20 protein-coding genes are annotated in these 21,377 nt (G+C 65.0%); 1 reads left to right on the top strand and 19 read right to left on the bottom strand.

Going from position 1 to position 21,377, the window contains the following annotated elements; translation table 11 throughout:
* Positions 1–124: 124 nt before the first annotated feature.
* Entirely contained in the window at positions 125–388 is a 264-nt protein-coding gene (rpsT, locus tag F2P44_RS04690; protein ID WP_054267030.1) for a 30S ribosomal protein S20, read from the bottom strand.
* A 233-nt stretch (positions 389–621) separates the two neighbouring features.
* On the opposite strand from rpsT, the gene murJ reads away from it, so the two are divergent.
* A complete protein-coding gene (gene murJ, locus F2P44_RS04685) occupies positions 622–2,175 on the top strand; it encodes a murein biosynthesis integral membrane protein MurJ (protein ID WP_167085488.1) in 1,554 nt (517 codons plus the stop codon).
* Between the two features lies 1 nt (position 2,176).
* On the opposite strand, the gene F2P44_RS35355 is transcribed toward murJ, so the two are convergent.
* From F2P44_RS35355 to galE, 18 genes are all read right to left on the bottom strand, one after another.
* Complete coding sequence (locus F2P44_RS35355; protein ID WP_229423378.1) at positions 2,177–3,022, bottom strand: type II secretion system protein; 846 nt, start codon at positions 3,020–3,022, stop codon at positions 2,177–2,179.
* Positions 2,988–3,377 carry a type II secretion system protein gene (locus tag F2P44_RS04675; RefSeq protein ID WP_229423377.1) on the bottom strand — a complete coding sequence of 130 codons (390 nt, stop codon included), beginning with the start codon at positions 3,375–3,377 and terminating at the stop codon, positions 2,988–2,990. The genes F2P44_RS35355 and F2P44_RS04675 overlap by 35 nt, the downstream gene beginning before the upstream one ends.
* 5 nt (positions 3,378–3,382) lie before the next feature.
* Positions 3,383–3,862, bottom strand: a complete 480-nt coding sequence (locus tag F2P44_RS04670; RefSeq protein ID WP_229423376.1) for a type II secretion system protein — start codon at positions 3,860–3,862, stop codon at positions 3,383–3,385.
* Complete coding sequence (locus F2P44_RS04665) at positions 3,862–5,775, bottom strand: secretin GspD/PilQ domain-containing protein (RefSeq protein WP_370662632.1); 1,914 nt, start codon at positions 5,773–5,775, stop codon at positions 3,862–3,864. The genes F2P44_RS04670 and F2P44_RS04665 overlap by 1 nt, the downstream gene beginning before the upstream one ends.
* A gap of 56 nt (positions 5,776–5,831) precedes the next feature.
* Positions 5,832–6,377, bottom strand: coding sequence for a hypothetical protein (locus tag F2P44_RS04660; RefSeq protein ID WP_167085481.1), 546 nt, complete (start codon positions 6,375–6,377; stop codon positions 5,832–5,834).
* Complete coding sequence (locus F2P44_RS04655; RefSeq protein WP_167085479.1) at positions 6,374–6,940, bottom strand: hypothetical protein; 567 nt, start codon at positions 6,938–6,940, stop codon at positions 6,374–6,376. The genes F2P44_RS04660 and F2P44_RS04655 overlap by 4 nt, the downstream gene beginning before the upstream one ends.
* Positions 6,937–7,482 carry a hypothetical protein gene (locus F2P44_RS04650; RefSeq protein ID WP_167085477.1) on the bottom strand — a complete coding sequence of 182 codons (546 nt, stop codon included), beginning with the start codon at positions 7,480–7,482 and terminating at the stop codon, positions 6,937–6,939. Before F2P44_RS04650 ends, F2P44_RS04655 begins: the two co-directional genes overlap by 4 nt.
* A complete protein-coding gene (locus tag F2P44_RS04645) occupies positions 7,479–8,303 on the bottom strand; it encodes a hypothetical protein (RefSeq protein WP_167085476.1) in 825 nt (274 codons plus the stop codon). Before F2P44_RS04645 ends, F2P44_RS04650 begins: the two co-directional genes overlap by 4 nt.
* Positions 8,296–9,969, bottom strand: a complete 1,674-nt coding sequence (locus F2P44_RS04640) for a GspE/PulE family protein (RefSeq protein ID WP_167085683.1) — start codon at positions 9,967–9,969, stop codon at positions 8,296–8,298. The genes F2P44_RS04645 and F2P44_RS04640 overlap by 8 nt, the downstream gene beginning before the upstream one ends.
* A gap of 20 nt (positions 9,970–9,989) precedes the next feature.
* Positions 9,990–11,177, bottom strand: a complete 1,188-nt coding sequence (locus F2P44_RS04635; protein ID WP_167085474.1) for a type II secretion system F family protein — start codon at positions 11,175–11,177, stop codon at positions 9,990–9,992.
* A gap of 29 nt (positions 11,178–11,206) precedes the next feature.
* Positions 11,207–11,650 (bottom strand): type II secretion system major pseudopilin GspG, encoded by a 444-nt coding sequence (gene gspG, locus F2P44_RS04630; RefSeq protein ID WP_167085472.1) that lies wholly within the window; start codon positions 11,648–11,650, stop codon positions 11,207–11,209.
* A 238-nt stretch (positions 11,651–11,888) separates the two neighbouring features.
* Positions 11,889–12,497 (bottom strand): NF038129 family PEP-CTERM protein, encoded by a 609-nt coding sequence (locus F2P44_RS04625; RefSeq protein WP_167085470.1) that lies wholly within the window; start codon positions 12,495–12,497, stop codon positions 11,889–11,891.
* A 9-nt stretch (positions 12,498–12,506) separates the two neighbouring features.
* Positions 12,507–15,554 carry an ExeM/NucH family extracellular endonuclease gene (locus tag F2P44_RS04620; protein ID WP_167085468.1) on the bottom strand — a complete coding sequence of 1,016 codons (3,048 nt, stop codon included), beginning with the start codon at positions 15,552–15,554 and terminating at the stop codon, positions 12,507–12,509.
* A 224-nt stretch (positions 15,555–15,778) separates the two neighbouring features.
* Positions 15,779–16,801, bottom strand: a complete 1,023-nt coding sequence (locus tag F2P44_RS04615; protein WP_167085466.1) for a TIGR03790 family protein — start codon at positions 16,799–16,801, stop codon at positions 15,779–15,781.
* Positions 16,802–16,850: 49 nt separating this feature from the next.
* Positions 16,851–17,276: a hypothetical protein gene (locus F2P44_RS04610; RefSeq protein ID WP_167085464.1), complete on the bottom strand. Its 426-nt coding sequence runs from the start codon at positions 17,274–17,276 to the stop codon at positions 16,851–16,853.
* Between the two features lie 397 nt (positions 17,277–17,673).
* Complete coding sequence (locus tag F2P44_RS04605) at positions 17,674–19,092, bottom strand: mannose-1-phosphate guanylyltransferase/mannose-6-phosphate isomerase (protein ID WP_167085462.1); 1,419 nt, start codon at positions 19,090–19,092, stop codon at positions 17,674–17,676.
* A gap of 68 nt (positions 19,093–19,160) precedes the next feature.
* A complete protein-coding gene (locus F2P44_RS04600; RefSeq protein WP_167085460.1) occupies positions 19,161–20,306 on the bottom strand; it encodes a nucleotidyltransferase family protein in 1,146 nt (381 codons plus the stop codon).
* 33 nt (positions 20,307–20,339) lie between these two features.
* A complete protein-coding gene (gene galE, locus F2P44_RS04595) occupies positions 20,340–21,338 on the bottom strand; it encodes a UDP-glucose 4-epimerase GalE (protein WP_167085458.1) in 999 nt (332 codons plus the stop codon).
* Positions 21,339–21,377 lie beyond the last annotated feature (39 nt).

The following is a 21,377-nucleotide window of genomic DNA, read 5'->3' as shown; positions in this document are numbered from 1 at the left end:
CGCACACGCGCCTTTCAGGCCGAAACACACGAGAAAAACCCGCCGTGGCCGAAGCCAGGCGGGTTTTTTTGACATGCTCACAAGCTCAGCCGGCAGACCGAAGTCCGCGCGGCGGCACGGGCTATTAAGCCAGCGCTTTCAGAGCAGCAGCCAGACGGCTCTTGTGACGCGCTGCTTTGTTCTTGTGGATGATTTTCTTGTCGGCGATGCTGTCGATGGTCGACACGGATGCCTGGAAGATCGATGCTGCAGCCGCTTTGTCGCCAGCCTGGATAGCCTTGCGCACTGCTTTGATAGCGGTACGCAGGGTCGAACGCTGCGACGAATTGTGAGCGTTTTGCTTAACTGCTTGACGAGCGCGCTTGCGTGCTTGTGCGGTATTTGCCATGGAATTTCCTAAATCGGGGTCAAGTTGCGTTTGCAAACAATAGCGTCTGTCAAACCAGTGTTTTTTCTACACCTTGTGTGTCAAACCAGTGCCTGCCAAACATTAGTGTCTGCGTAACAGAATTCTGTACAGCCTTCGATTATAGCGAAAACTTTCGGCAAGGGCAATTCAAAAATCAACATTTGTCCGGCGCCCCCCTCCGCGCCACTCTTGCCGGGCTATAATCCCGGCCCATGAACTTGCTCAAAACCCTGGCTGCCATCTCCAGCATGACCATGCTGTCCCGCGTCACCGGCCTGCTGCGCGAAAGCCTTTTCGCGCGCGCCTTCGGCGCTTCGGAATATACCGATGCCTTCAACGTCGCCTTCCGCATTCCCAACCTGTTGCGCCGCATGTTCGCCGAGGGCGCCTTCGCCCAGGCCTTCGTGCCGATCCTGGCCGACGTCAAGACCCAGCATGGCGACCAAGGCACGCGCCCGCTGATCGACAGCGTGGCCACGGTGCTGATCTGGTCGACCCTGCTGATCACCATCGCCGGCATCATTTCCACGCCGCTACTGATCAAGTGGGTCATGGACACCTCCAAGCAGACGCCCCAGGCCGGGCAGGCGGCGATCTTCATGACGCGCGTGATGTTCCCCTACATTATCTGCATGGCCTTCGTCTCGCTGGCCAGCGGCATCCTCAATACCTGGCGCCAGTTCAAGATTCCCGCCTTCACCCCGGTGCTGCTGAATATTTCCTTCATCCTGGCCTCGCTGTTCCTGGCCCAGCGCCTCGAACAGCCGATCTACGCGATGGCGTTCGCGGTGGTGGTCGGCGGCCTGCTGCAGGTGGGCATCCAGATTCCCTCGCTGATGAAAATCGGCATGCTGCCGCGCATCTCGCTCAATCCCATCGCCGCCCTGCGCGACCCGGGCGTGCACCGCATGCTCAAGAAGATGGGGCCGGCCGTGTTCGCCGTCTCCGCCGCCCAGATCAGCCTGCTTGTAAATACCGGCATCGCCTCGCGCCTGGGCGCCGGCAGCGTGTCGGCCCTGACCTATGCCGACCGCCTGATGGAATTTCCCACGGCGATGCTGGGCGTGGCGCTGGGCACCATTTTGCTGCCCAGCCTGGCCAAGGCGAATACCGAGGGCGACGCCGCCGAATACTCGGCCCTGCTCAACTGGGGCCTGCGCCTGACCTTCCTGCTGGCCCTGCCCGCCTCGGTCGGCCTGGCCGCGCTGGCCGAGCCGATGATCGCCACCCTGTTCCATTACGGCGCCTTCAACGCCAAGGCCATCCACGCGGCGGCCATGCCGCTGATGGCCTACAGCGCGGGCCTGGTCGGGATCATCCTGGTCAAGACGCTCACGCCCGCCTTTTACGCGCGCCAGGACGTGCGCACGCCGGTGCGCATCGCCATCGGGGTGCTGGTCGCGGTGCAGCTGATGAACCTGGTATTCGTGCCGCTGCTGGAAGGCGTGGCCGGACTGGCGCTGTCGATCGGCATGGGCGCCTGCCTGAACGCGGCCGTGCTGTACAGCATGCTGCGCAAGCGCGGCATTTACGTGCCGCAGCCCGGCTGGCTGATGTTCTTCGCCAAGCTCGTGATTGCCGTGGCCGTGATGGGCTTGATCGCCTGGTACGGCAAGAGCCAGTTCAACTGGGCCGCGCTGCAAGCGCAGCCATGGCTGCGCGCCGGCGCCCTGTTCGCCATCGTGGCTGGCAGTGCCATGGCGTATTTCGTGGTGCTGTTCGGCCTGGGCTTCCGCTTCAAGGATTTCAAGCGCAGCGGGCGCTGAACTAGCGCTCGCGCCGGGGCTCGTTGCGGCGGCCCTCGTCGCGCTGGCGTTCATCGCGGCGGCGCTCCTCTTCCTCCGCCTTGTCCCTTTCCTGCTTGTTGGTGCCCGAGGGATCGTCCTCTTCCACCGGTTCCGCCGGCTTGGCGTCCGTGGCGGGTGGCTCGGCCGGAGGCTCGGCCGGCGCCTCCCCGGGCGGCGCCGGCGCGTCGGCTTCCTGGGGTTCGGCCGGCGGCATCGGCGCTGGCGGCTCCCCGGGCGGCTTCATGGCGCCGTCCGGCGCCGGCGCGCCCGGCGCAAACAGCGGCGGCTGAGTTGGCGCGGGCGAGGCCGGCGCCTCCTGCGGCGGCATGGTCTGCGACGACAGCGTGAACTTCCAGTCAGAAAACCGGGTCTTGTTTTCCATGTTCAAGAAGCGCGCATCGAAATTGCCGACCTTGAGCGGCTGCGCGTTCGACAGGCTGTACACGCCCAGCACGCCTTGCTTGTCGGTCAAATACATGATGCCCCACTCGGCCTTGCCGGTGATCGGGTCGACGAAAATCTTGCGCAGGTGGCGGCGCGGGTTGGGAAAGCGCGGGTCCTTGAGCAATTCCTGCAAGCTGGGCGGCTGCTGCGGCTGGCCGGGCGGGGTCGCGGCGGCGTAGCTGCGCAGCGCATCGCTGAAGGCGGCACCGATATCGAGCAATTCTTCCTCGGCGGCGGCGCGCTGCATGAGCGAGCCGACCTTGAGGCTGGCCGCGCCGACCAGCCCGACGATGGTGACCAGGATGATCAGGCCCAGATAGGTAAAGCCGCCGGCGCGCGGCGGCCGCCTACCAGTCGAGATACGGTTTGCCGTTGCGGTCATTGCCGGGCGCCCCACTCTTGATGCTGTACAGATTGCCCCGGGTGGTGTCTTCGGGCGGCACCAGGATCCAGCTGGTGCTGCTGTCGGCCACCGGGTCGACCGGAATCGCGCGCAGGTATTTTTTCTCGACCAGCTGTTCCAGCGAATCGGGATAGCGCCCGGTGTCGGCGTAATACTGGTCGATCACGGCGCGGATATTGCGCAGGTTGTCGGCCAAAATGGTGTCCTTGGTACTGTCGATGCTGGGAAAAAAGCGCGGCACCGCGAGCGTCAATAGCAGCGCGATAATGCCCAGCACCACCAGCAATTCGATCAGGGTGAAGCCGCGCGCTGTGCGGCCAGGTTTCGCTTGCATCTTGTTCACCATTTGCGGTACGGCACATCATTGAGGCCAACCCGGTCCGAGGTCGAATACACATCGTACACGTCCTCGCCTTCGCGCGGGTCGCTAGCCTCGCTGGCGTAGCTGCGCTTGCCCCAGGTCTGAGCCCCGCTCAGGTCGCTGTTGGGATTGAAGGGATCGCGCGGCACGCGGCGCAGGAAAAAAATCTTGGCGCGCTTGGGGCTGCGCATGTCGGGCGCGCCTTCGACCAGCTGTTCGAGCGACTTGGGGTAGCCGTTGCTGTTGAGGGAGCGCGCGATGCGTCCTTCGTCGTAGGCACGCTTGTAGGCGTCGATGCCCTGGCGGATTTCGCGCAGCGAGCGGCGCAGTTCCTGCTCTTGCTGGCGTTGCATGGTCACTTGCGTCACCGGCACCACCAAGGTGCCGAGCAGGGCCAGAATCGCCAGTGTCACCAGCAATTCGATCAGCGTGAAGCCGCGGCCCCGCCCTTGCGCCATCATTGCTGCGGCACGGGCGTGGTTTCCGGGACCGGGATCGGGGTCACGGCGGCGCCGGGCGCCTCGGGGGCGGCCGGAACCGGAGCCGGGGCAGGAGCAGGGACCGCAGCCGGCACCGGTGGACGCGCACCCGGCGACGGCGGCATCAGCACCGGCGCCCGCGCCGCGCTGTCGGGACGGCGCCGGAAGCTGGTTTCGGTGCCGGCGCTGAACTCGGACGCGCCGGCGGGCGGACGCTGGATATTGCGGATCAGGTGAGGCGTAATCGACAGCACGATCTCGGTGCGGTCGGCGCCATCGGCAACACGCCCGAACAGGCGGCCCACGATCGGCAGGCTGCCCAGGCCGGGAATCTTGGTGCCGTTGCTGCGGTCTTCGTTGTTGATCAGGCCCGCCAACACCTGGTTCTCGCCATCCTTCAACTGCAGCATGGTGGTCGCTTCGCGGTTGCCGATGCGGTAGGCGATATTGCCCGAGGCGGTAGTGATCGCCTCGCCCAGGGAGCTGACGGTGAGGCCGACGCGGATACCGATTTCATTATTCAGGTAAATCGTCGGCTCCACGTTGAGCGTCAGGCCGACGTCGAGATAGGTGATCGATTCCTGCGAAAAGCCGCTGGCCACGCCGCCGCCCGACAAGGTGGTGGTGATGTTCGGGATCTTGTCGCCGATGACGATCTTGGCTTTTTCCTTGTTGCGCACGCGGATGCGCGGGTTGGCCAGGGTGTTCGAGTCGCCATCGGTCTTTTTCGCGGTGATGGTGGTCGACAGCGACGACAGGCCGATGTCGGCGCGTCCCAGGCCGCGCACCGTATCGAGGGTGAGCTGGCCGCCATTGCTGCCGACCAGCGGCGCCAGGGTCAGCGAGGTGGGCCAGGCCACGCCCAGTTCCAGCAGGCGGCTGCGCTTGATCTCCAAAATCTCCACTTCGAGCATGACTTCCGGCTCGGCCACGTCTTGCAGCGCCACCAGCTTGGCGGCCAGCTTGATCGCTTCCGGGTTGTCGCGCACGATCACGAGATTGAGCTTTTCATCGATCACCACGTCGCGCGACTTGAGGATGGTCTTGAGCGTGTTGGCCACCACCTTCGCATCGGCGTTCGCCAGGAAGAAGGTCTTGACCGTCATCTCCTGGTATTCCTTGAGCTTGGCGGCGACGTTCTGGTACACCAGCAGGGTATTGCCATCCATGACCTGGTAGTCCAGCTGGTTGGACACCATCAGGTAGTAGATGGCCGCTTCGACCGTGCTGTTTTTCAGGAAGATCGAGGTCTTCTGGTCGGTCTTGACGTCCTTGTCGAAGATGAAGTTCAGGTTCGAGCGGCGCGCGATCACGTCGAGCACCTGCTTGAGCGGAGCATCGCGGAACTCGATGCTGATCGGCGTCTTGTAGGCGGCGGCCAGGCCGGTTTCGGCGGCCGGGCCGGCCGTCTTCTCGGTCACTTGCAGCAGCAGCTGGCGCGCCGGCTCGTACTGCGGGCGCTCGACCAGGATCGCGGCGGCGCGCGCGCGCGCCACATCGTAGTCCTTGCGCTCGAAGGCGGCACTGGCTTCTTCCATCACCTTGGTGTGGCGCTCATCCATCTCGATCAGGCGCAGGCCGGCGCGGGCGCGTTCGTTGGCCGGGTCGATCGCCAGCACGCGCTGGTAATCCTGCAGCGCGGGCGCGGCCTTGCCTGCCCCCAGCGCACGTTCGGCCTGCTCGACCAGGCGCGTGGTGGCGCGGTCGCGCGCGCGCAGGTAAGCCGCGCGGTAGACCGGGTTTTCGGGCTGGGCATCGATCGCCTGGCGGTACTTGAGCAGGCTGGCCTCGACCTGGTCCTTCTCGATCAGCGAATTGCCTTCGAGGTAGGCGGCCTGTCCGGCGCAGCCGGCCAGCGCCAGCGCCATCAGCGGCAGCGCCGCGCCGCGCACAAGACGGCTCCAAAGTGGCAAATACAGGCAGCGTGTGCCAATCCGGTGACTAGCCATCAGTCGAAGACTCCAATGTTGAGCTGTTGAACCTGGTTCAAGGGCAGATAGGTAAGGGTCAGCGTGGGCGGCGCGATTGCGTCCACCCGGTAAGTGCCGTCGATTACCATCTTGTGACGTACGATATAGGTCTTGTCGCCGCGCGCGAGGAATACTTCCCATGCGCCCTCGCCCACCGCCTTGCCGATAAAGACAAACGGCAGCGGCGGCGCGCTGGGCGGCGGCGGTGGCGGCGGCGGCGTGTTGTCGACCGGCGGCGGGGGCGGCGGGGGATTGAGGTTCTGGCTGCCGAAGACGGTGTTGGCGCCGAAGGCGTCGTCATCGTCGCCGATCAGCGTGTCGCGCGCGACCAGGCGCAGGATGGCCGGTTCGGCCGCTACGGCCGGCATGGTGCTGGTGGCGGCACTGGTGCGGGCGGCAGCCGCTTTCGGCGCGCTGCGTTCGACCGCTTCGCTCACGCCGGAATCGGGCGTCTTGTCGCCGAACACCAGCAGGCCGGCGGCGAGCAGCACGGCCGCGCCCATCACGAGGTGGCGCGGCGTCATTGCGCCACTCCCGGCTGGTCGGCCAGGTAGAAGGTCATGCGCACGCGCGCCTCCAGCGCAGGCTCGCCGATGTTGTCGCGCTTGAAGCTGATTTCGTCGAGCGAGGCAAAGGGAATGGCGCGCAGCGACAGCATGGTGAACTTCCAGATGGCGTTGTAGCTGCCCTTGACCGGCAAGGTCACCTGGTAGGTATGCAGGCGCGCATTGCGGTCGAAAGCCCCCTTGTAGTCGCCCTGCGAGAGCGACAGGCCGCTCTTGGCGGCGATCCCGAACAGGGTCTTGACCTGCTGCTCGGCGTAGCGCTTCTCGCCCAGGGTGGCGTAGAACAGGGCCAGGTTTTCGTTGGCAATCACGGGAGCCGGCTTGTCGACGTGCGCCGGCGTGCGCGCCATCTGCAGCGCGACGGCGTGGTTCTTCGAGCGCAGCGCGGCCTGCGGCAGCAGCCAGGCCACGGCGGCGGCGGCGCCGGCCAGCAGCACGCAGGCGCCGCACAACAGCGGCCCGCGCGCGACCACGGCCAGGCGCGCGCGCAGCAGCAGCACGGAGAAGGCGGGCGCGTTCATGGCGCCACCCATTCGGCTTCGAGCTGGAAGCGGATCGGCTTGGCCGGGTCTTGTTCGTTGATTTCGTGACGGATCAGGGTTACTCCGGAAAACAGTTCCTCGTGCTTGAGCAGCTCGACGTATTCGATCATGGCGTCGCTGCTTTTCGCTTCGGCGGTGATTTTCATGGTGCGCTTGCGCGCGTCCGGTTCCAGCGCCAGCATGCCGATGGTCGGCGGCGTGGCGGCGCCGATGGCGTCGTACAGCGCGCGCCACGGCAGGTTCAGTTGCAGCACGCCGGCGTTGACGGCGGCGGCCTGCGCTTCCGAAATGCGCGGCCCCACGGCGACCGGCGCCACCGCCACGGGCACCCGTGCGCGCAGTTGCGCGGCATGCAGTTCGGCGGCCTGGGCGCGCTGCTGCGCCATCAGGCGCCAGCCCAGGGTGGCCGCAGTGGCGCACAGCGCAAGCGCCAGCAGGGCCACGATCCAGGTGGCGGGACCGGCGCGATGCAGGGTGCGCTGCAGGCTTGGCGGCGCAAAATCGATGCGGACCGGCTTCATGACAGGCTCCCGGTGGCGGCCAGGCGCGCGCAGTCGGACCAGCCGGCGCCCTGTCCCTGCCCCTGCCCTTGCCCCAAAAGATGGCAGGCCAGGGTCGCATGGGAGGCTCCCTTGTTCCAGGTGGCCGGTGCATGGCCCGACACGGCCAAGCGCGCCGGCGCGGCCAGGTTCAGGCGCAGCGCTTCGCGCGCCACGTGCGCGGCCAGCCAGTCCAGGTCGGCCCCGTCGGGCAGCGCGCTGGCGCGCACGGCGCGGATGGCGCCGCCGTCGATCATGCCCAGGGTGAGCACGCGCTGCTGCACCAGGCCATACCAGGCGCCGGCCTTGAGGGCGCCGCGCCACTGGTTGAAGCCGGCCACGAATTGCGGCACCAGTTCGACGATGGGCGCGCGCTGGGCGGCGCATACCTGTTCGATCAGCGCCAGCAAGTGGCGCGGCAGCGCGGCTGCCAAAAACGCTTGCGCCGGGTCCCAGCCGGCAGACAGCGTCCAGGCGCCGGTCGGTTCGCCGAACAGGGTCTGGAAGCGCAGCGCGGCGGCCGCTTCCAGGTCGGCCAGGCGCGCGCTGCCCGCAGGCGGCGCGACCTGCCAGATGCGTACCAGTTCGTCCGCCAGCACGATGGTCACGGGCCAGCTGGTGCAGCCGGCGCCCTGCAGCAGCTGGCGCAGGGCCACGCCGATCGCCTCGGGATGGCTGCCGCCGTCGAACGCGAGTTCGCCCACGAGTTCGGGCGCGCGGCCGCCCCAGCGGCTGGTCTTGAGGAGCGCGACCGCGCCTGGTGCCACGCCGACGCGCAGCGATTGTCCGAAACGTCTACGCATGCAGGGTCACCCGCTTGATTTCGCTGAGGGTGGTGGCGCCGCGCTTGACCAGGTCGAGCGCGGCCAGGCGCAGGCTGCGGGTGCCGTTGGCGTGGGCCGCGGCCTTGATCTGGCGGATCGGACGCTTGTCGACGATCAGTTCGCGGATTTCGTCGTTCAGGGTGAGGATTTCGGCGATCGAGCGCCGCCCCTTGTAGCCGGTGCCGCGGCAGTCGCCGCAGCCCTTGCCCTGCATGAAAAGATAGTCTTGCACGTCCTTGCGTTCCAGGTTGACGCCATCGAGTTCGGCGTCGCTCGGGGTGAACTGCTCGGCGCAATGCGGGCAGTTCATGCGCACCAGGCGCTGGGCCCAGATGCCGTTGAGCGCCGAGACGAAGGCGTAGGGGTCGATGCCCATGTGGGTAAAGCGGCCGAACACGTCGAACACATTGTTGGCGTGGACGGTGGTGAGCACCAGGTGGCCGGTGAGGGCCGACTGCACCGCGATTTCGGCGGTTTCGCGGTCGCGGATCTCGCCGACCATGATCTTGTCGGGGTCGTGGCGCAGGATCGAGCGCAAGCCCTTGGCGAAGGTCAGGCCCTTCTTCTCGTTGACCGGGATTTGCAAGATGCCGGGCAGCTGGTACTCGACCGGGTCTTCGATGGTGATGATCTTTTCGCGCCCGTTGTGGATTTCGGTCAGGGCCGCGTACAGGGTGGTGGTCTTGCCCGAGCCGGTCGGCCCGGTCACCAGCAGCATGCCGTAGGCTTCCTGCGCCAGCATGCGCAGCGACACCAGCGAGGGCGCGTCGAAACCGAGCGCTTCGAGCGTGAGCGCGCCGTAGGCTTCGATCATGGCGCGCTTGTCCAGGATCCGGATGACCGCGTCCTCGCCGTGGATGCTGGGCATGATGGAGACGCGCAAATCGATTTCGCGTCCGCCCGATTCGACCCGGAAGCTGCCGTCCTGCGGCACGCGGCGCTCGGCGATATCGAGTTCGGCCAGCACCTTGAGGCGCGAGATGATGTGCTCCGCCACTTCGATGCCATTGACCGAGGTGGCGTGATCGAGCACGCCGTCGACCCGGTACTTGACGGCCAGGCCGCTGGCGGTGCTCTCCAGGTGGATGTCGGAGGCGCCGGCCTTGAGCGCGTCGTACAGGGTCGAGTTGACCAGCTTGACGGCCGGACTGGCCGCTTCCGACACCGAGGCGAACGACAGCACGGCGGCGGTCTTGCCGTCGCGCCGGGCGTCGCCCACGTTGGCCACCAGGGTATCGACCGCGCGCGCGGATTCCTCCTGCTTGGACAGGTAAGCCTGGATATCCGATTGCAGCGCCAGGCGCAGGTGCAGCGGCGCGCTGGGCGTGGCCCGGGCGCAGGTGGTGAGCCAGGTTTGCAGGTCGACGTCGAACGGGTCGGCGATCACGCCCGTGACCCGCCCGCCCGGCTCGCGCAGCAGCACGCAGTGGCGCGCCAGCGCCTGGGCCAGCGGCAGCAGGTCGAAGGCGGTGGCGCAGCTGAGCATTTCAGCCGTTTCCATCACCGTCAGGCCGAACGGGTCGGCCAGGGCTTGCACGATCTGGCGCGCATCGAGCCCGCTGACCGCTTCCAGTTCGGCCACCAGCGGGCGCTGCGACTGCAGGCTCTGGGCGCGGGCGCGCGCCAGCAGGGACGGGTCGAGCATGGGCGGGTTCGGCACGGCGTTCAAGACATGTCTCCCGCCAGATCGAAAATCGGCATATACAGCAGCACCACAATGGCGCCGACGACCAGCCCGATGGCGGCCATCAGCAGGGGTTCAAAAGTGCGCGTGAAGCGGTCGATCCAGCGGCTGATTTCGCCGTCGTAGAACGCGGCCGACTGGGTCAGCATCGGCCCCATGTCGCCGGTACGCTCGCCCACGCGCAGCATGCGCAGCGAAATCGGGGTGGTCAGGCTGTTCGCTTCGAATGCGCTCGACAGCGGCAAGCCCGATTCGATGCTGGTGCGCGCCGCCGCCAGCGAGGCGCGCATCGACACCGACACCATGGCTTGCACGGTATCGATGGCGTTGACGATGGTGATGCCGCCTTCGCTGAGCATGCCGAGCGTCAGGTACAGGCGCGACAGTTCATAGATGCGCACCCGCTCGCCGATGCCGGGCAGGCGCGTGATCAGGCGCGTCAGGCCGCCGTTGCGGGTCAGGTGGCGCCACAGCAGCACCAGCGCACTGGCGAGCACGGCGGCGCCGCCCAGCAGCAGGCTGGTGTGGCCGCTGGCGAACTGGCCCCAGCCGAGCAGCATTTGCGACATCCATGGCAGGTTGCGTCCGGCGCCCTGGTAGACCTCGGCAAAGCGCGGCACCACGTAGGTAATCAGGAACATGCTCACGCCGCCGCCGACTGCCAGCAGGATCACCGGATAGATGGCGGCGCTGACGATCTTGCTGCGCACCACGTCGATACGCTGCTGGTAATCGATGTAGCGCGCCAGCGAACGCGGCAAGTCGCTGGTGCCTTCGGCGGCACGCACGATGCCGATGTAGAGCGGCGAAAACAGGTCGGGCTGGTCGGCCAGCACGCTGGAAAAGCGCTTGCCTTCGCGCAAGCCGCCAAGCAGGCGTTCCAGCACGCTGCGGGTGGAGAGATTGGTTTCTTTTTCGAGCAGGGCTTCGAGCGCTTCGACGATGCCCAGGCCGGCCGTCAGCAGGGCCAGCAATTCCTGGCTGAACAGCACCAGCGACAGGCTGGCGCCACGGCTGCGGCGCAGGCCGGCCGCGCGCACCGGTTCGACCGCGCTGACGAACAGCCCGCGCGCTTCGCACTGGCGGCGGGCATCGGCCTCATCCTGGGCGTCGACCACCTGGCTGCTAATGCTCAGGTCAGGCGCGAGGGTACGGACAGCAAACTGCATGAGGCCTTTACGGGGGGTGGGTCAGGAAACTATTGGGACGTGATGTCGGCGTTTTCGCCGGTGCCGCCGGGCTGGCCGTCCTTGCCGGTCGACAGGATTTCATACTCGCCCTTGCTGCCTGGCGCGCGGTACTGGTACGGGCGGCCCCATGGGTCCAGCGGCACCGCCTTTTTCAGGTAGGGACCATTCCACTTGACGCCGGCGGTGGCGGGCGCGACCAGCAGCGCGGCCATGCCTTCTTCGGTGGTCGGGTAGCGGCCGACGTCGAGGCGGTAGGTGTCGAGCGATTTTTCGAACGCTTCGATCTGGGCCTTGGCAACTGTCACTTCCGACTTGCCGAGCTGGGCGAAATACTTCGGTCCCACGTAGGCCGCCAGCAAGCCAATGATGACGATAACGACCAGCAATTCGAGCAAGGTAAAGCCGGCGTGGCGATCACGTCGGACACTGTTGAATTTGGTTGCTGCAAACATCCGTTCGACTCCTCAATGCGCAATTTGGCGTGCAAGGCTACCATGCCGCCGACGGTTGCGACAACTATTCTTTCATAGAGGACGCGGGGAGATTCGGCATGCTTTAGGGCAAGGTTTTTCGGGGTGCTTACGGATCGATTACGGCTATGCGGCGCGGGCAAAAAAAAAGCACATTTGCCGTCGCCGGACAAATGTGCAATGCATGCTGGCGGGCCGTGACGGCCCGCCAGGACACTGCTTAGCGCGGCGCCTTGGCGGCGCGGCGGCGTACGAAGCCGACCAGGCCCAGGCCGGTCATGACGAGCAGCATGTCCGATGGCTCAGGCACCGACACGCGCACGTTACGGGCAGCCGTGTAGCTCACGCTGGCGGCATCGTCGATCGTCGGCGGATTGAGGCTGAACTCGAGCAGAAAGTTTGGCTGTACCAGGTAGTTGCCGAGCGCATCGTACATGGCAATGCTGAAGGTCGATGCAAAGCCCGGCACGGTCAGGAAGTCGCCGCTGAAGTTCACGTCGAAACCGAATTTTTCGCCCAGGGTGACACCATGCGTTACCGAGCTGAAGTCTTCGCTGTTATCGAATTTTGCCGAGGCAGGCAAGGCACCGCCAACGCTACCGAAACGGAAGGTTTCCGCGCCCAGATTGCCGGTGAAATTGCTCACCGTGGCCATGGCACCGCTGGCGCCGGTGAAGCTGGACAGCCAGAAATCCATCGAACCGGCACCGGAATAATTGGTGGTGTCGATATCGACGTGGTAGGTCGGTCCTGCCGTTGCGTTACCGATGCCGAAAGCAAGGGTGGCCGCGAGTAACGCTTGTTTGACGAACGTCTTAAAATTGAACATGTTGCTCCCTTAGAGTGAACCACTTAAAATTTTACTGACGAAACCAATGCCTCGTCGAGCCGGGTTGCTGAAGACAACTCTCAGTGTGATTTTTTCCCCGGCTTGAATTGTAGCATTGTTAACACTCACATAAGGTTCATTTCCGACAACACCTGATTTATTCTCCAGGATGACGCCCTCGGTCAGGCCGCTCAGCACCAGGTGAACCGGGCCGGTGATGGCCGCGCCGGAGGTGTTGGTCAGGGTGATGGTGGCGCTGAACTTGTTGGCCAGGCGGTCCACGCTCAGGCCGGAGCGCTGTTCGCGGAAGGCGGTCGTCACGTCGAGATAGGTCGGGGCCAGGTTCAGGGCCACCACCACCGGATCGTGGTCCGAGGAGCGGAAGGCATCGTTCCTGTACAGGGCTGCCGCGGCGGCGCTCTTGGCGTCGGTGTTGTAGTCGATCACGGTCGGTTCATCCGCATTGGTATGCCATTCGGTGGCGCCGGCGACCTGGGCGTCGAGCGAGGCGCTCGCCAGTGCATGGTCGAGGTAGCCGCTTTCGCCGTCGAAGACGTAAGAGTAAGGAATGCCCGACGGACGCACGAAGCGCTCCAGCTCATTGACCAGGCCAGCCTGGTTGAGCACGTGGATCGGATCTTCAAAGCCGTGCGCATTCATGTCGCCGATGACCAGCACGTCCGGGTCGCCGGCGCTGCTGATCACGTGCGGAATGAAATACGTGGCCAGGCGGGTCGCCTGCAGCACGCGGGTGGCATTGTTGCAGCTCTGGCCATCGCCCAGGTCGGCATTGGCGCCGCTACCGCAGCCGCCCTTCGACTTGAGGTGGTTGACGATCAGCGAGAATGTGGCGCCATTGCCGGCCTTGAAGGTTTGCGCCATCGGCGGACGGTTGTTGACCGCGTCGCCATCGGACAGCGCGCCACCGAGCATGGCCAGCTTGGCCGGCTTGTAGATCATCGCCACGCGGATCGCGTCGGTGCCGGTGGTGGCCGGCTTGGGTACGTAGGCATAGGCCGGATAACCGATGGCCGCGTTGAGCTGCTTGACCAGGTAATCGACCGCAATGTCATCGTTATTCTGGATTTCCATCAAGCCCACCACGTCGGCGTCGATGCCCTTGAGTTCACGCACGATCTTGTCGCGCTGGCGCACGAATTCGGCGCTGTTGTCGGCGCCACGGCAATTCGAGGCGCGCGTGGTCGAGCCGACCGTGCAGCCCTGCCCCGTGCGGCCCCAGGCGTCGGTGCCGTCGAGGAAGGTGGTGAAGAAGTTGAGCACATTGGCGCTGGCCACCTTGATGTTGCCAACTGGCAGTTCCGGCGCCAGCAGGCGCGGATTGCTGCGGGTGAACGATGGCGCGGCGGTCGGCTGGATCTTGAAGGCCGTGCCGCCGCCGCCGATGGCGCCGAAGTCGACCACGCCGACCAGGTTGCCCACCGTGTCGCCGGCGCGCACCGTGCCATCCTGGCCGAGGTAGGGAATGCCGGAGCAGGCCACCACGTCGGCGCACGGCGGGGTGGCTGCGGGCGGCGCCACGAACCAGCTGTCGTCGAGCACCAGTTGATTGCCGGCATTGGCCTTGGCCAGTGCCAGCGCTTCCGGCGTGCCCGGACGGTAGCGGTTGGTCGCGGTTTCGCGGCGCCCGACCGACAAGGTCAATTCACCACGGTCGCCCAGGTAGCTGGTCTGGTTGACGGTCAGCGCGTTGGTGATATTGACCAGCATCGCTTCATGGCGCGCCAGGTCCATGCCCGGCTCGAACACGATATTGGCCGGGGTGACGCTGTGGCCGGCGCCGAGCACGCTGGTGGCCGTCACGTCTTTCATTTCGGTGTAGGTGCGTGCGGCGCCGGTCGGCTTGTACTCGACGATGGTGCCTTTCACGCGCACCAGGTCGCCCACGGCGACCAGCGGGGCGGTACCGGTGAAGACGAACAGGCCGTCCGAGGTGGCCGGATCGCCATCGCCGTTGGCATCCTGGATGAAGTAGCCGTTCGACACCTTGTGGGTGACCACGCCTTCGGTGCTCACGCTGGCATTGACGAAGGGGCTGGCCGCACCGGCGCCCTGGATCTGTGGAATGGTGGCGGCGCCGGCGACGCTGACGCTGACCGGGCAAGTCGCTTCCTGGCCGGCATTGTTGGTGAAGCGGATGACGACTGGATAGCTGCCGGACGCCAGGGCCGCGCTGGCCTGCAGGTTGACGCTGGCGCTGCCGCCATTGGCGCTGGCGGGGCTCAAGCTGCCGAGGCTGATGCCGGGCACGTTGCCGCTGGCGATGACGGCACCGTTGACGATGCTGTCTTCATCCGAGGCGCTCAGCGGCACCGCACCCGGCTTGCCCTGTTCGATGGCCATGCTGGCCGGGCAGACCGGGATGATCGGCTTGGCTTGCGGAATGGTGTTGCCGCAGCTGTTGCGGGGCGAGGCGCTGGTGCGCGGGGCCGGGGCGCCGGTGGCGAAGTCCATGCTGTTGTCATCGGTGTCGCCGCAGCCGCCGTTGGCGCGGAACAGTGCCAGCGCGGCCGACATGGCCGGCGCGCGCGTGCCTTCGGCGCCGTTGGCGGTGCCGAATCCGATCAGGTCGGCGACGTTGTCGCCCGCCGGGGTGGCGCCGCTGAGGGTGACGCTATCGCGCACCAGGGCCACTTTGCCGTTCGATGCCGACATATTGAAGCCGCTTGCCGGCACGATCAGCGGGTTTGGCAGCGATGGCTGGCCTGCGCCGCCGCTCTGCTCCTGGATCAGTACATACTGGCCAGGCTCGACGGTGAAGGTCGGCAAGGCCGATTTGCCGCTCCAGGCGCCGGTACTGGTAGCCGAGCCGTACTGCACGCTCCAGCCTTCGGCGGTGACCGCGGTCGTGCCGCGGTTGAAGATTTCGATGTAGTCGTGGGTAAAGAAAGTGGTACCGGCGTTACCGCCCGCACCATACACCTGGCTGATCACGAGGTCAGGCGACACGGCCATGGCGGGAGCGGATAAACCAGCCATCAACGCGGCGAGCACGGTAAGCCGGCCGGGGACAGGCATGGTTGCTACGAGCTTTTTCATCGAAACTTCCTGAAGGGAGGAGATTGGAATCGTCATGATCATATTGACTATGGACGTTGGAGTTCTATGTTAGCAAAAAGTATTCTTCCATAGTAAATTTCATCATAATTGTGATAAATGACAACATGATGACGCGGCAGGGGGCTTGCCGGTTTAGTCGGGACGGGCGCGCAGCGATGCACTACCAGCATGAGGATGGGCGCGCTGTCACCGCCCCGGCGCGCTTAGCGGCCGTAAGGTGCGGCCAGCGGTTCGCCGATGAACAAGCCCTGGGTCGGCCAGGCCACGCTGCGCCAGTAAGCTTCGATGGCGCTGCTGCCGCCCAGGTAATGCTTGAGCAGGATGGCGGGATGGGGGAATTTCTGCCAGTGGTTGCAGGGCTCGCTGACGCTGCCATAGCTGGCGGTGGCGCCCGCTTCCAGCCAGCGCAGGCTGCTCATCTGGCTGGTGCCGAGCAGGTCGCCGCCGAAGGACGTCAGGTGGTCGGCCAGGGCGCCGGGCAGGAAACCCAAGCCGTCGAGCTTGTCCACGCGCGCCATGCCGGTCTGGTAGATCATGATGTCCTTCACCCCCTCAAGGGCGTCGGCATGCACGGTCCTGGTGCGGATTTTTTTGGCGGCCAGATAGCCGTCGCGCGGGAACAGCTCGGCCCGCGAATTGCGCGCCGCCTGCGAGGTCACCAGGTAGTACGCCGTCGCGTTCGGCACCCGGAAGCCGCTGGCCACGCCACGGTCGATTACGGCCTTGGCCTGCGCCACCGATTCGGTCGGCAGCAGCATCGACAGGCGCATGCGGAAATCGGCCACCGGATGGGCCGAGCTGGCGTTGAAGTAGGCGCTCGGACGGCTGGCGGCGCAGGTGTTGCGGCACTGGCCGGCGTCGAAGCCCATGGTGTAGGCGGCCGTGATGGCATTGCATTCGACGGCGTAGGGCGCGGTCCAGACCATCAGCACGGCTTCGATGCCGGCCGGCAACTGGCTGTCGATGCTCTCCCTGAGCTCGCTGAAACGCGCGGCGTCGAGCCGCTGCGGCTTGCCGGGAATGCTCACGTGGATGATGTTGGCGGCCGGAATCGACCGCGCCTTGCGGTAATACTCGGCGATGGTGACGCTGTTCGGTTCGGCATCGTTGACGACCAGCGCCAGCTGGCGCGGCAACAGGCGCGTGGCCGGCGCGGCTTGGGCGGCGGCCAGGCTGGTGGCGCCCAGCAGGGCAAGGGACACGAACAGGGCAGCGCGCAGGGTCATGGAATCAGCCGGTTGTCGGTTGGGCGCGGCGTTTGCCGCGCGCCGACGATTATAGCGCCTGGCCGCCAGCCTGGACCGGGGCGCCCGGCTGGCTGGGGATGCAGTCGGCGGGCCGGCCCTGGGCGGCGGCGTCGCACGCCTGCCCCATCGCTTTCACCGGCTCGGCCGGCTCGCGCAAGTGTTCGGGACGCTCTCGGGCGCGGCGATGGATTTCGAAGGAGAACGATTGCTCGTATGGCACCATGCGCAATTGCTCGGCTTCACGCTCGGCCGCGGTGGCAAACCGGGGCGCGCCCCCCAGGGCGGCGGGCGGCGCGTCCGGGGTGGTGGAAGCGGGATTGGCTTGCTGCACAGGCGCTGCCGGACTCTGGCGGACAGCGGGCAGCGGGTCGTTGGCCAGATCTCCACCGCCGCAAGCGCTCAGTGCAAAGATCCCGGCGCACAGCAGCCCCCGGTTGAATACGTTAAAAAACATACTTCCTCACATCAGATGAAATCGGATAACGGTCCGAATTCTATGCGTGGGGAAACAATTCTGCTGTGGAAATTTATTTCAAAATTTCACAAATTGCCTATGTTCATCATCTTTATCTGATGATGCGCGAGGAAAGGAGCGCAAAGCGCGAACATGTCTAGCAGGAAACGTAAAAAATTTTCGAGAAACGTCAATTCCACGACACGAAAAAAGCACTAAGTTGTAATAAAATGTATTTGGCAACATTTTCGACGACCAGCGCTGTAGAAATCGACAAAACTGTTTTATTGCACCGCCGCATTTGACTTGGCAGCTCACCAATGTCCATTTGATATAGCCTGCTGGCAGTCCGAAAAAAAGGGGAGCCGCGGCTCCCCTTCCCTGCCCAGCCGTGCGCTTACGCGCGCTGGTAAATATCTTCGAAGCGCACGATATCATCCTCGCCCAGATAGCTGCCCGACTGCACTTCAATGATGTGCAGCGGCACCTTGCCCGGGTTTTCCAGACGGTGATTCATGCCGATCGGGATGTAGGTCGACTCATTTTCCGACAGCAAGCTGACTTTTTCACCGCACGTTACGCGCGCCGTGCCGCTCACCACCACCCAGTGTTCGGCCCGGTGATGGTGCATTTGCAGCGAGAGTTTTTCGCCCGGCTTGACGGTAATGCGCTTGACCTGGAAACGGTCGCCCGCATCGATGCCCTCGTAATAACCCCAGGGGCGGTACACCTTGGTATGGTGCAAGTGCTCGGTGCGTTCCTTGGACTTGAGATGGTCGACGATCTGCTTGACGCGCTGCACCTGGTCCTTGTGCGCGACCAGCACCGCGTCCGGGGTTTCCACCACCACCAGGTCGTTCACGCCGATCACGGCCACGATGCGGCTTTCGGCGCGCACCAGTGAATTGGTGACGCCGTCCAGATACACATCGCCGCGCTGCACATTGCCCTGGGCATCGCCCTGCTGCACTTGCCACAGTGCCGACCATGAGCCGACATCGCTCCAGCCGATGTCGGCCGGCACCACCACCGCGTGGCGGGTGCGCTCCATCACGGCGTAATCGATGGAGTCCGACGGGCAGCTGGAAAACGCCGCTTCGTCCAGGCGGCAGAAATCGAGGTCGCGGTAGCCGAGCCGCACGGCCGCTTCAGCCGCCTGCGCGATGGCGGGCGCGAATTCGCCCAGCTCGCGCAGATAGCCTTCGGCGCGGAACAGGAACATGCCGCTGTTCCAGTAATAGCCGCCATCGGCCACGAACAGCTCGGCGGTGGCGCGGTCGGGCTTCTCGACGAAACGGTCGACCTGGTAGGCGCTGTCCGACCCGCCGGCGCGTGCGCCGCGGTGGATATAGCCATAGCCGGTTTCCGGTGCCTGCGGCACGATGCCGAAGGTGGCCAGGGCGCCGTCGGCCACCAGCGCGCTGGCCTGGGCCACGGCTTGGGCGAACGGGACATTCTTGTCGATCACATGGTCGGCCGGCAGCACCAGCATGACGGCGTCCGGATCGATCGCGCGCAGGTAGTTGGCGGCGGCCGCGACCGCCGGGGCCGTATTGCGCCCCACCGGTTCGAGCAGGATGCCGAGCGGCGTGACGCCGATTTCGCGCATCTGCTCGGCCACCAGGAAACGGTGCTCATTGCCGCACACCACCAACGGCGCCATCAGCTCGGGCCAGCCCGACACGCGCAGGACGGTATCTTGCAGCATGGTTTTGTCGGTGACCAGCGGCAGCAGCTGCTTGGGCAAGACTGCGCGCGACAAGGGCCACAGGCGCGTTCCCGCGCCACCGGACAGGATCACTGGGTAGATTTTCATGGCGTCTCTTTCAGGTATTTTTGTACAACTGTTTTTATAGGCGTCGTCGTGTTCCAGCGTATGTCAGCTTATTTGGCCGCTTCCAGCGCCACGTCGGTGCGCCGGGTGAAGCGGCGGTCGCGCGCGTTGACCCATTCGTCCGACGCGTATTCGGACACGTGCTTCATTTCGCCGGCCCGATCCACACTGTAATCCTTAAACACGATCATTTCATCTAAAGTTACATCGCGCAAGACCCGTGTGTACTCGAACAACACGCTGCGCACCACCTTCGCGCCCGCGCAAATATGGCTGCCGTGGCCGATCCAGCTGGGGCCGATGATGGTCGCCCCGGCCTCGACGCAGGCGCCGGAACCGATGTAGACGGGACCTTCGATGGTCGTGCCTTCCCACTCGATGCGGGTATTCAAGCCCACCCACAAGCCATCTTCGACCTGGATGCCGGGCACGTCCATGTGGGCGACTTCGCCCAGCAGCACGTTTTGCAGGGTCTGCCAATAGTCGGAGACGCTGCCGATATCGATCCAGTTGAAGCCGCGCGTCTGCGCGTAGAACGGCAAGCCTTCCTTGGCCAGCAGCGGAAATAATTCCGAACCGATATCGAACGGCACGCCGCTGGGAATCATGTCGATCACGCGCGGCTCGAAAATATAGATGCCGGTGCTGATGAAGTTCGACTTCGCTTCCGCTTCGGACGGCTTTTCCTGGAATTCGGTGATGCGGCCATCCTTGTCGGTGACCACCACGCCATAGCTGGACACCTTATCCCACGGCACTTCCTTGGTGATGACCGAGGCCAGCGCCCCCTTGCGGCGGTGCTCGAACAGCGCCGATTTGAGGTCGAGGTCGATCAGCGCGTCGCCGCACAGCACAATGGTGGTGTCGTCGAAAAAGCCGCCGAATTCCTGGATCTTCTTCATGCCGCCGGCCGAGCCGATCGGCTGCGGCACCACCTCGCCATCGTCGTTGGTGTAACCCTCGAAGGAATAACCGATCTGGACCCCGAACTGGTGTCCTTCGCCGAAATACTCTTCGATCTTTTCGTGCAGATAGCTGACGTTGACCATGATTTCCGTCACCCCGTACTTGGCCAGGTGCTCGACCAGGTAAGCCATCACGGGTTTGCCCAGGATCGGGATCATCGGCTTGGGCAGATCATAGGTCAGGGGACGCACACGGGTGCCTTTACCAGCGGCCAGGATCATCGCTTTCATGGGAATTCTTCCTTAGTATTGACGGTTCAAGCGTTACTTGGGCAGGGATTGCCAGCGCCATGCATCGACGCACATCTGGGCCACGTCACGCTCCGCTTTCCAGCCCAGCTCGCTTTCGGCGAGGGCCGGATCGGCGTAGCAGGCGGCGATATCGCCGGGGCGGCGCGCCACGATCTGGTAGGGCACATTCTTGCCGCTGGCCTGCTCGAACGCGCGCACCATTTCCAGCACACTGTTGCCGCGCCCGGTGCCGAGATTGTACGTAACAATGCCGGGAGCTGTCGCCAGCTTGCTTAAGGTTTTGACATGTCCGATGGCAAGATCGACCACGTGGATGTAATCGCGCATGCCGGTGCCGTCGGGGGTCGGATAATCGCCGCCATACACCGACAGGAATGCGCGCCGTCCCTCGGCCACCTGGGCGATGTAGGGCAACAGATTGTTGGGGATGCCATTCGGTTCTTCGCCGATCAAGCCGCTTTCGTGGGCGCCGACCGGATTGAAGTAGCGCAACAGCGCGATGCGCCAGCTCGGTTCGGCCTTGGCGATATCGCGCAGCATGTCTTCGATGATCAGCTTGCTGCGGCCGTAGGGATTGGTGGCCGACAGCGCGAAATCTTCCCGGATCGGCACCGAGAGCGGGTCGCCGTAGACGGTGGCCGAGGAACTGAACACCAGCGAGGTGACGCCGTGGCGCTGCATGGCCTCGAACAGCGCCAGCGAGCCGGCCACGTTGTTGTCGTAGTAGCGCAGCGGCTGCGACACCGATTCGCCCACCGCTTTCAGGCCGGCGAAGTGGATCACGGCGCCGATCTGGTGCGCGCTGAAGGCGGCGTCGAGGGCGGCCGCGTCGCGGATGTCGCCTTCGATAAAGGTCAGCGGCTGGCCGCTGATGCGCGCGACGCGATCGAGCACGCTGCGCTGGCTGTTGGACAGGTTATCAAAAGCGATCGGCTCATGGCCAGCCGCGATCAGTTCGACGCAGGTGTGCGAGCCGATGTAGCCCAGACCGCCGGTAACGAGAATTTTCATGGGTGTGACTCTTTCGGAAACAGATGGGGGGTGGCCAGA

This window comes from Massilia frigida (assembly GCF_011682175.1).
Taxonomy (GTDB): Bacteria; Pseudomonadota; Gammaproteobacteria; order Burkholderiales; family Burkholderiaceae_D; genus Telluria_A; species Telluria_A frigida.
The sequence above is the reverse complement of the archived record's forward strand: the minus strand, read 5'-3'. Positions and strand labels throughout refer to the sequence as shown.

Excerpts from the sequence above, each read along its gene's own strand:
- F2P44_RS04605 (WP_167085462.1), bottom strand. The coding sequence starts at position 19,092 with ATGAAAATCTACCCAGTGATCCTGTCCGGTGGCGCGGGAACGCGCCTG.
- F2P44_RS04670 (WP_229423376.1), bottom strand. The coding sequence starts at position 3,862 with ATGGCGCAAGGGCGGGGCCGCGGCTTCACGCTGATCGAATTGCTGGTG.
- F2P44_RS04650 (WP_167085477.1), bottom strand. The coding sequence starts at position 7,482 with ATGAAGCCGGTCCGCATCGATTTTGCGCCGCCAAGCCTGCAGCGCACC.
- F2P44_RS04675 (WP_229423377.1), bottom strand. The coding sequence starts at position 3,377 with ATGCAAGCGAAACCTGGCCGCACAGCGCGCGGCTTCACCCTGATCGAA.
- galE (WP_167085458.1), bottom strand. The coding sequence starts at position 21,338 with ATGAAAATTCTCGTTACCGGCGGTCTGGGCTACATCGGCTCGCACACC.
- F2P44_RS04655 (WP_167085479.1), bottom strand. The coding sequence starts at position 6,940 with ATGAACGCGCCCGCCTTCTCCGTGCTGCTGCTGCGCGCGCGCCTGGCC.
- F2P44_RS04625 (WP_167085470.1), bottom strand. The coding sequence starts at position 12,497 with ATGTTCAATTTTAAGACGTTCGTCAAACAAGCGTTACTCGCGGCCACC.
- F2P44_RS04615 (WP_167085466.1), bottom strand. The coding sequence starts at position 16,801 with ATGACCCTGCGCGCTGCCCTGTTCGTGTCCCTTGCCCTGCTGGGCGCC.
- F2P44_RS35355 (WP_229423378.1), bottom strand. The coding sequence starts at position 3,022 with ATGACCGCAACGGCAAACCGTATCTCGACTGGTAGGCGGCCGCCGCGC.
- F2P44_RS04600 (WP_167085460.1), bottom strand. The coding sequence starts at position 20,306 with ATGAAAGCGATGATCCTGGCCGCTGGTAAAGGCACCCGTGTGCGTCCC.
- F2P44_RS04660 (WP_167085481.1), bottom strand. The coding sequence starts at position 6,377 with ATGACGCCGCGCCACCTCGTGATGGGCGCGGCCGTGCTGCTCGCCGCC.
- rpsT (WP_054267030.1), bottom strand. The coding sequence starts at position 388 with ATGGCAAATACCGCACAAGCACGCAAGCGCGCTCGTCAAGCAGTTAAG.
- gspG (WP_167085472.1), bottom strand. The coding sequence starts at position 11,650 with ATGTTTGCAGCAACCAAATTCAACAGTGTCCGACGTGATCGCCACGCC.
- F2P44_RS04645 (WP_167085476.1), bottom strand. The coding sequence starts at position 8,303 with ATGCGTAGACGTTTCGGACAATCGCTGCGCGTCGGCGTGGCACCAGGC.
- F2P44_RS04620 (WP_167085468.1), bottom strand. The coding sequence starts at position 15,554 with ATGAAAAAGCTCGTAGCAACCATGCCTGTCCCCGGCCGGCTTACCGTG.
- F2P44_RS04640 (WP_167085683.1), bottom strand. The coding sequence starts at position 9,969 with ATGCTCGACCCGTCCCTGCTGGCGCGCGCCCGCGCCCAGAGCCTGCAG.
- F2P44_RS04610 (WP_167085464.1), bottom strand. The coding sequence starts at position 17,276 with ATGTTTTTTAACGTATTCAACCGGGGGCTGCTGTGCGCCGGGATCTTT.
- murJ (WP_167085488.1), top strand. The coding sequence starts at position 622 with ATGAACTTGCTCAAAACCCTGGCTGCCATCTCCAGCATGACCATGCTG.
- F2P44_RS04635 (WP_167085474.1), bottom strand. The coding sequence starts at position 11,177 with ATGCAGTTTGCTGTCCGTACCCTCGCGCCTGACCTGAGCATTAGCAGC.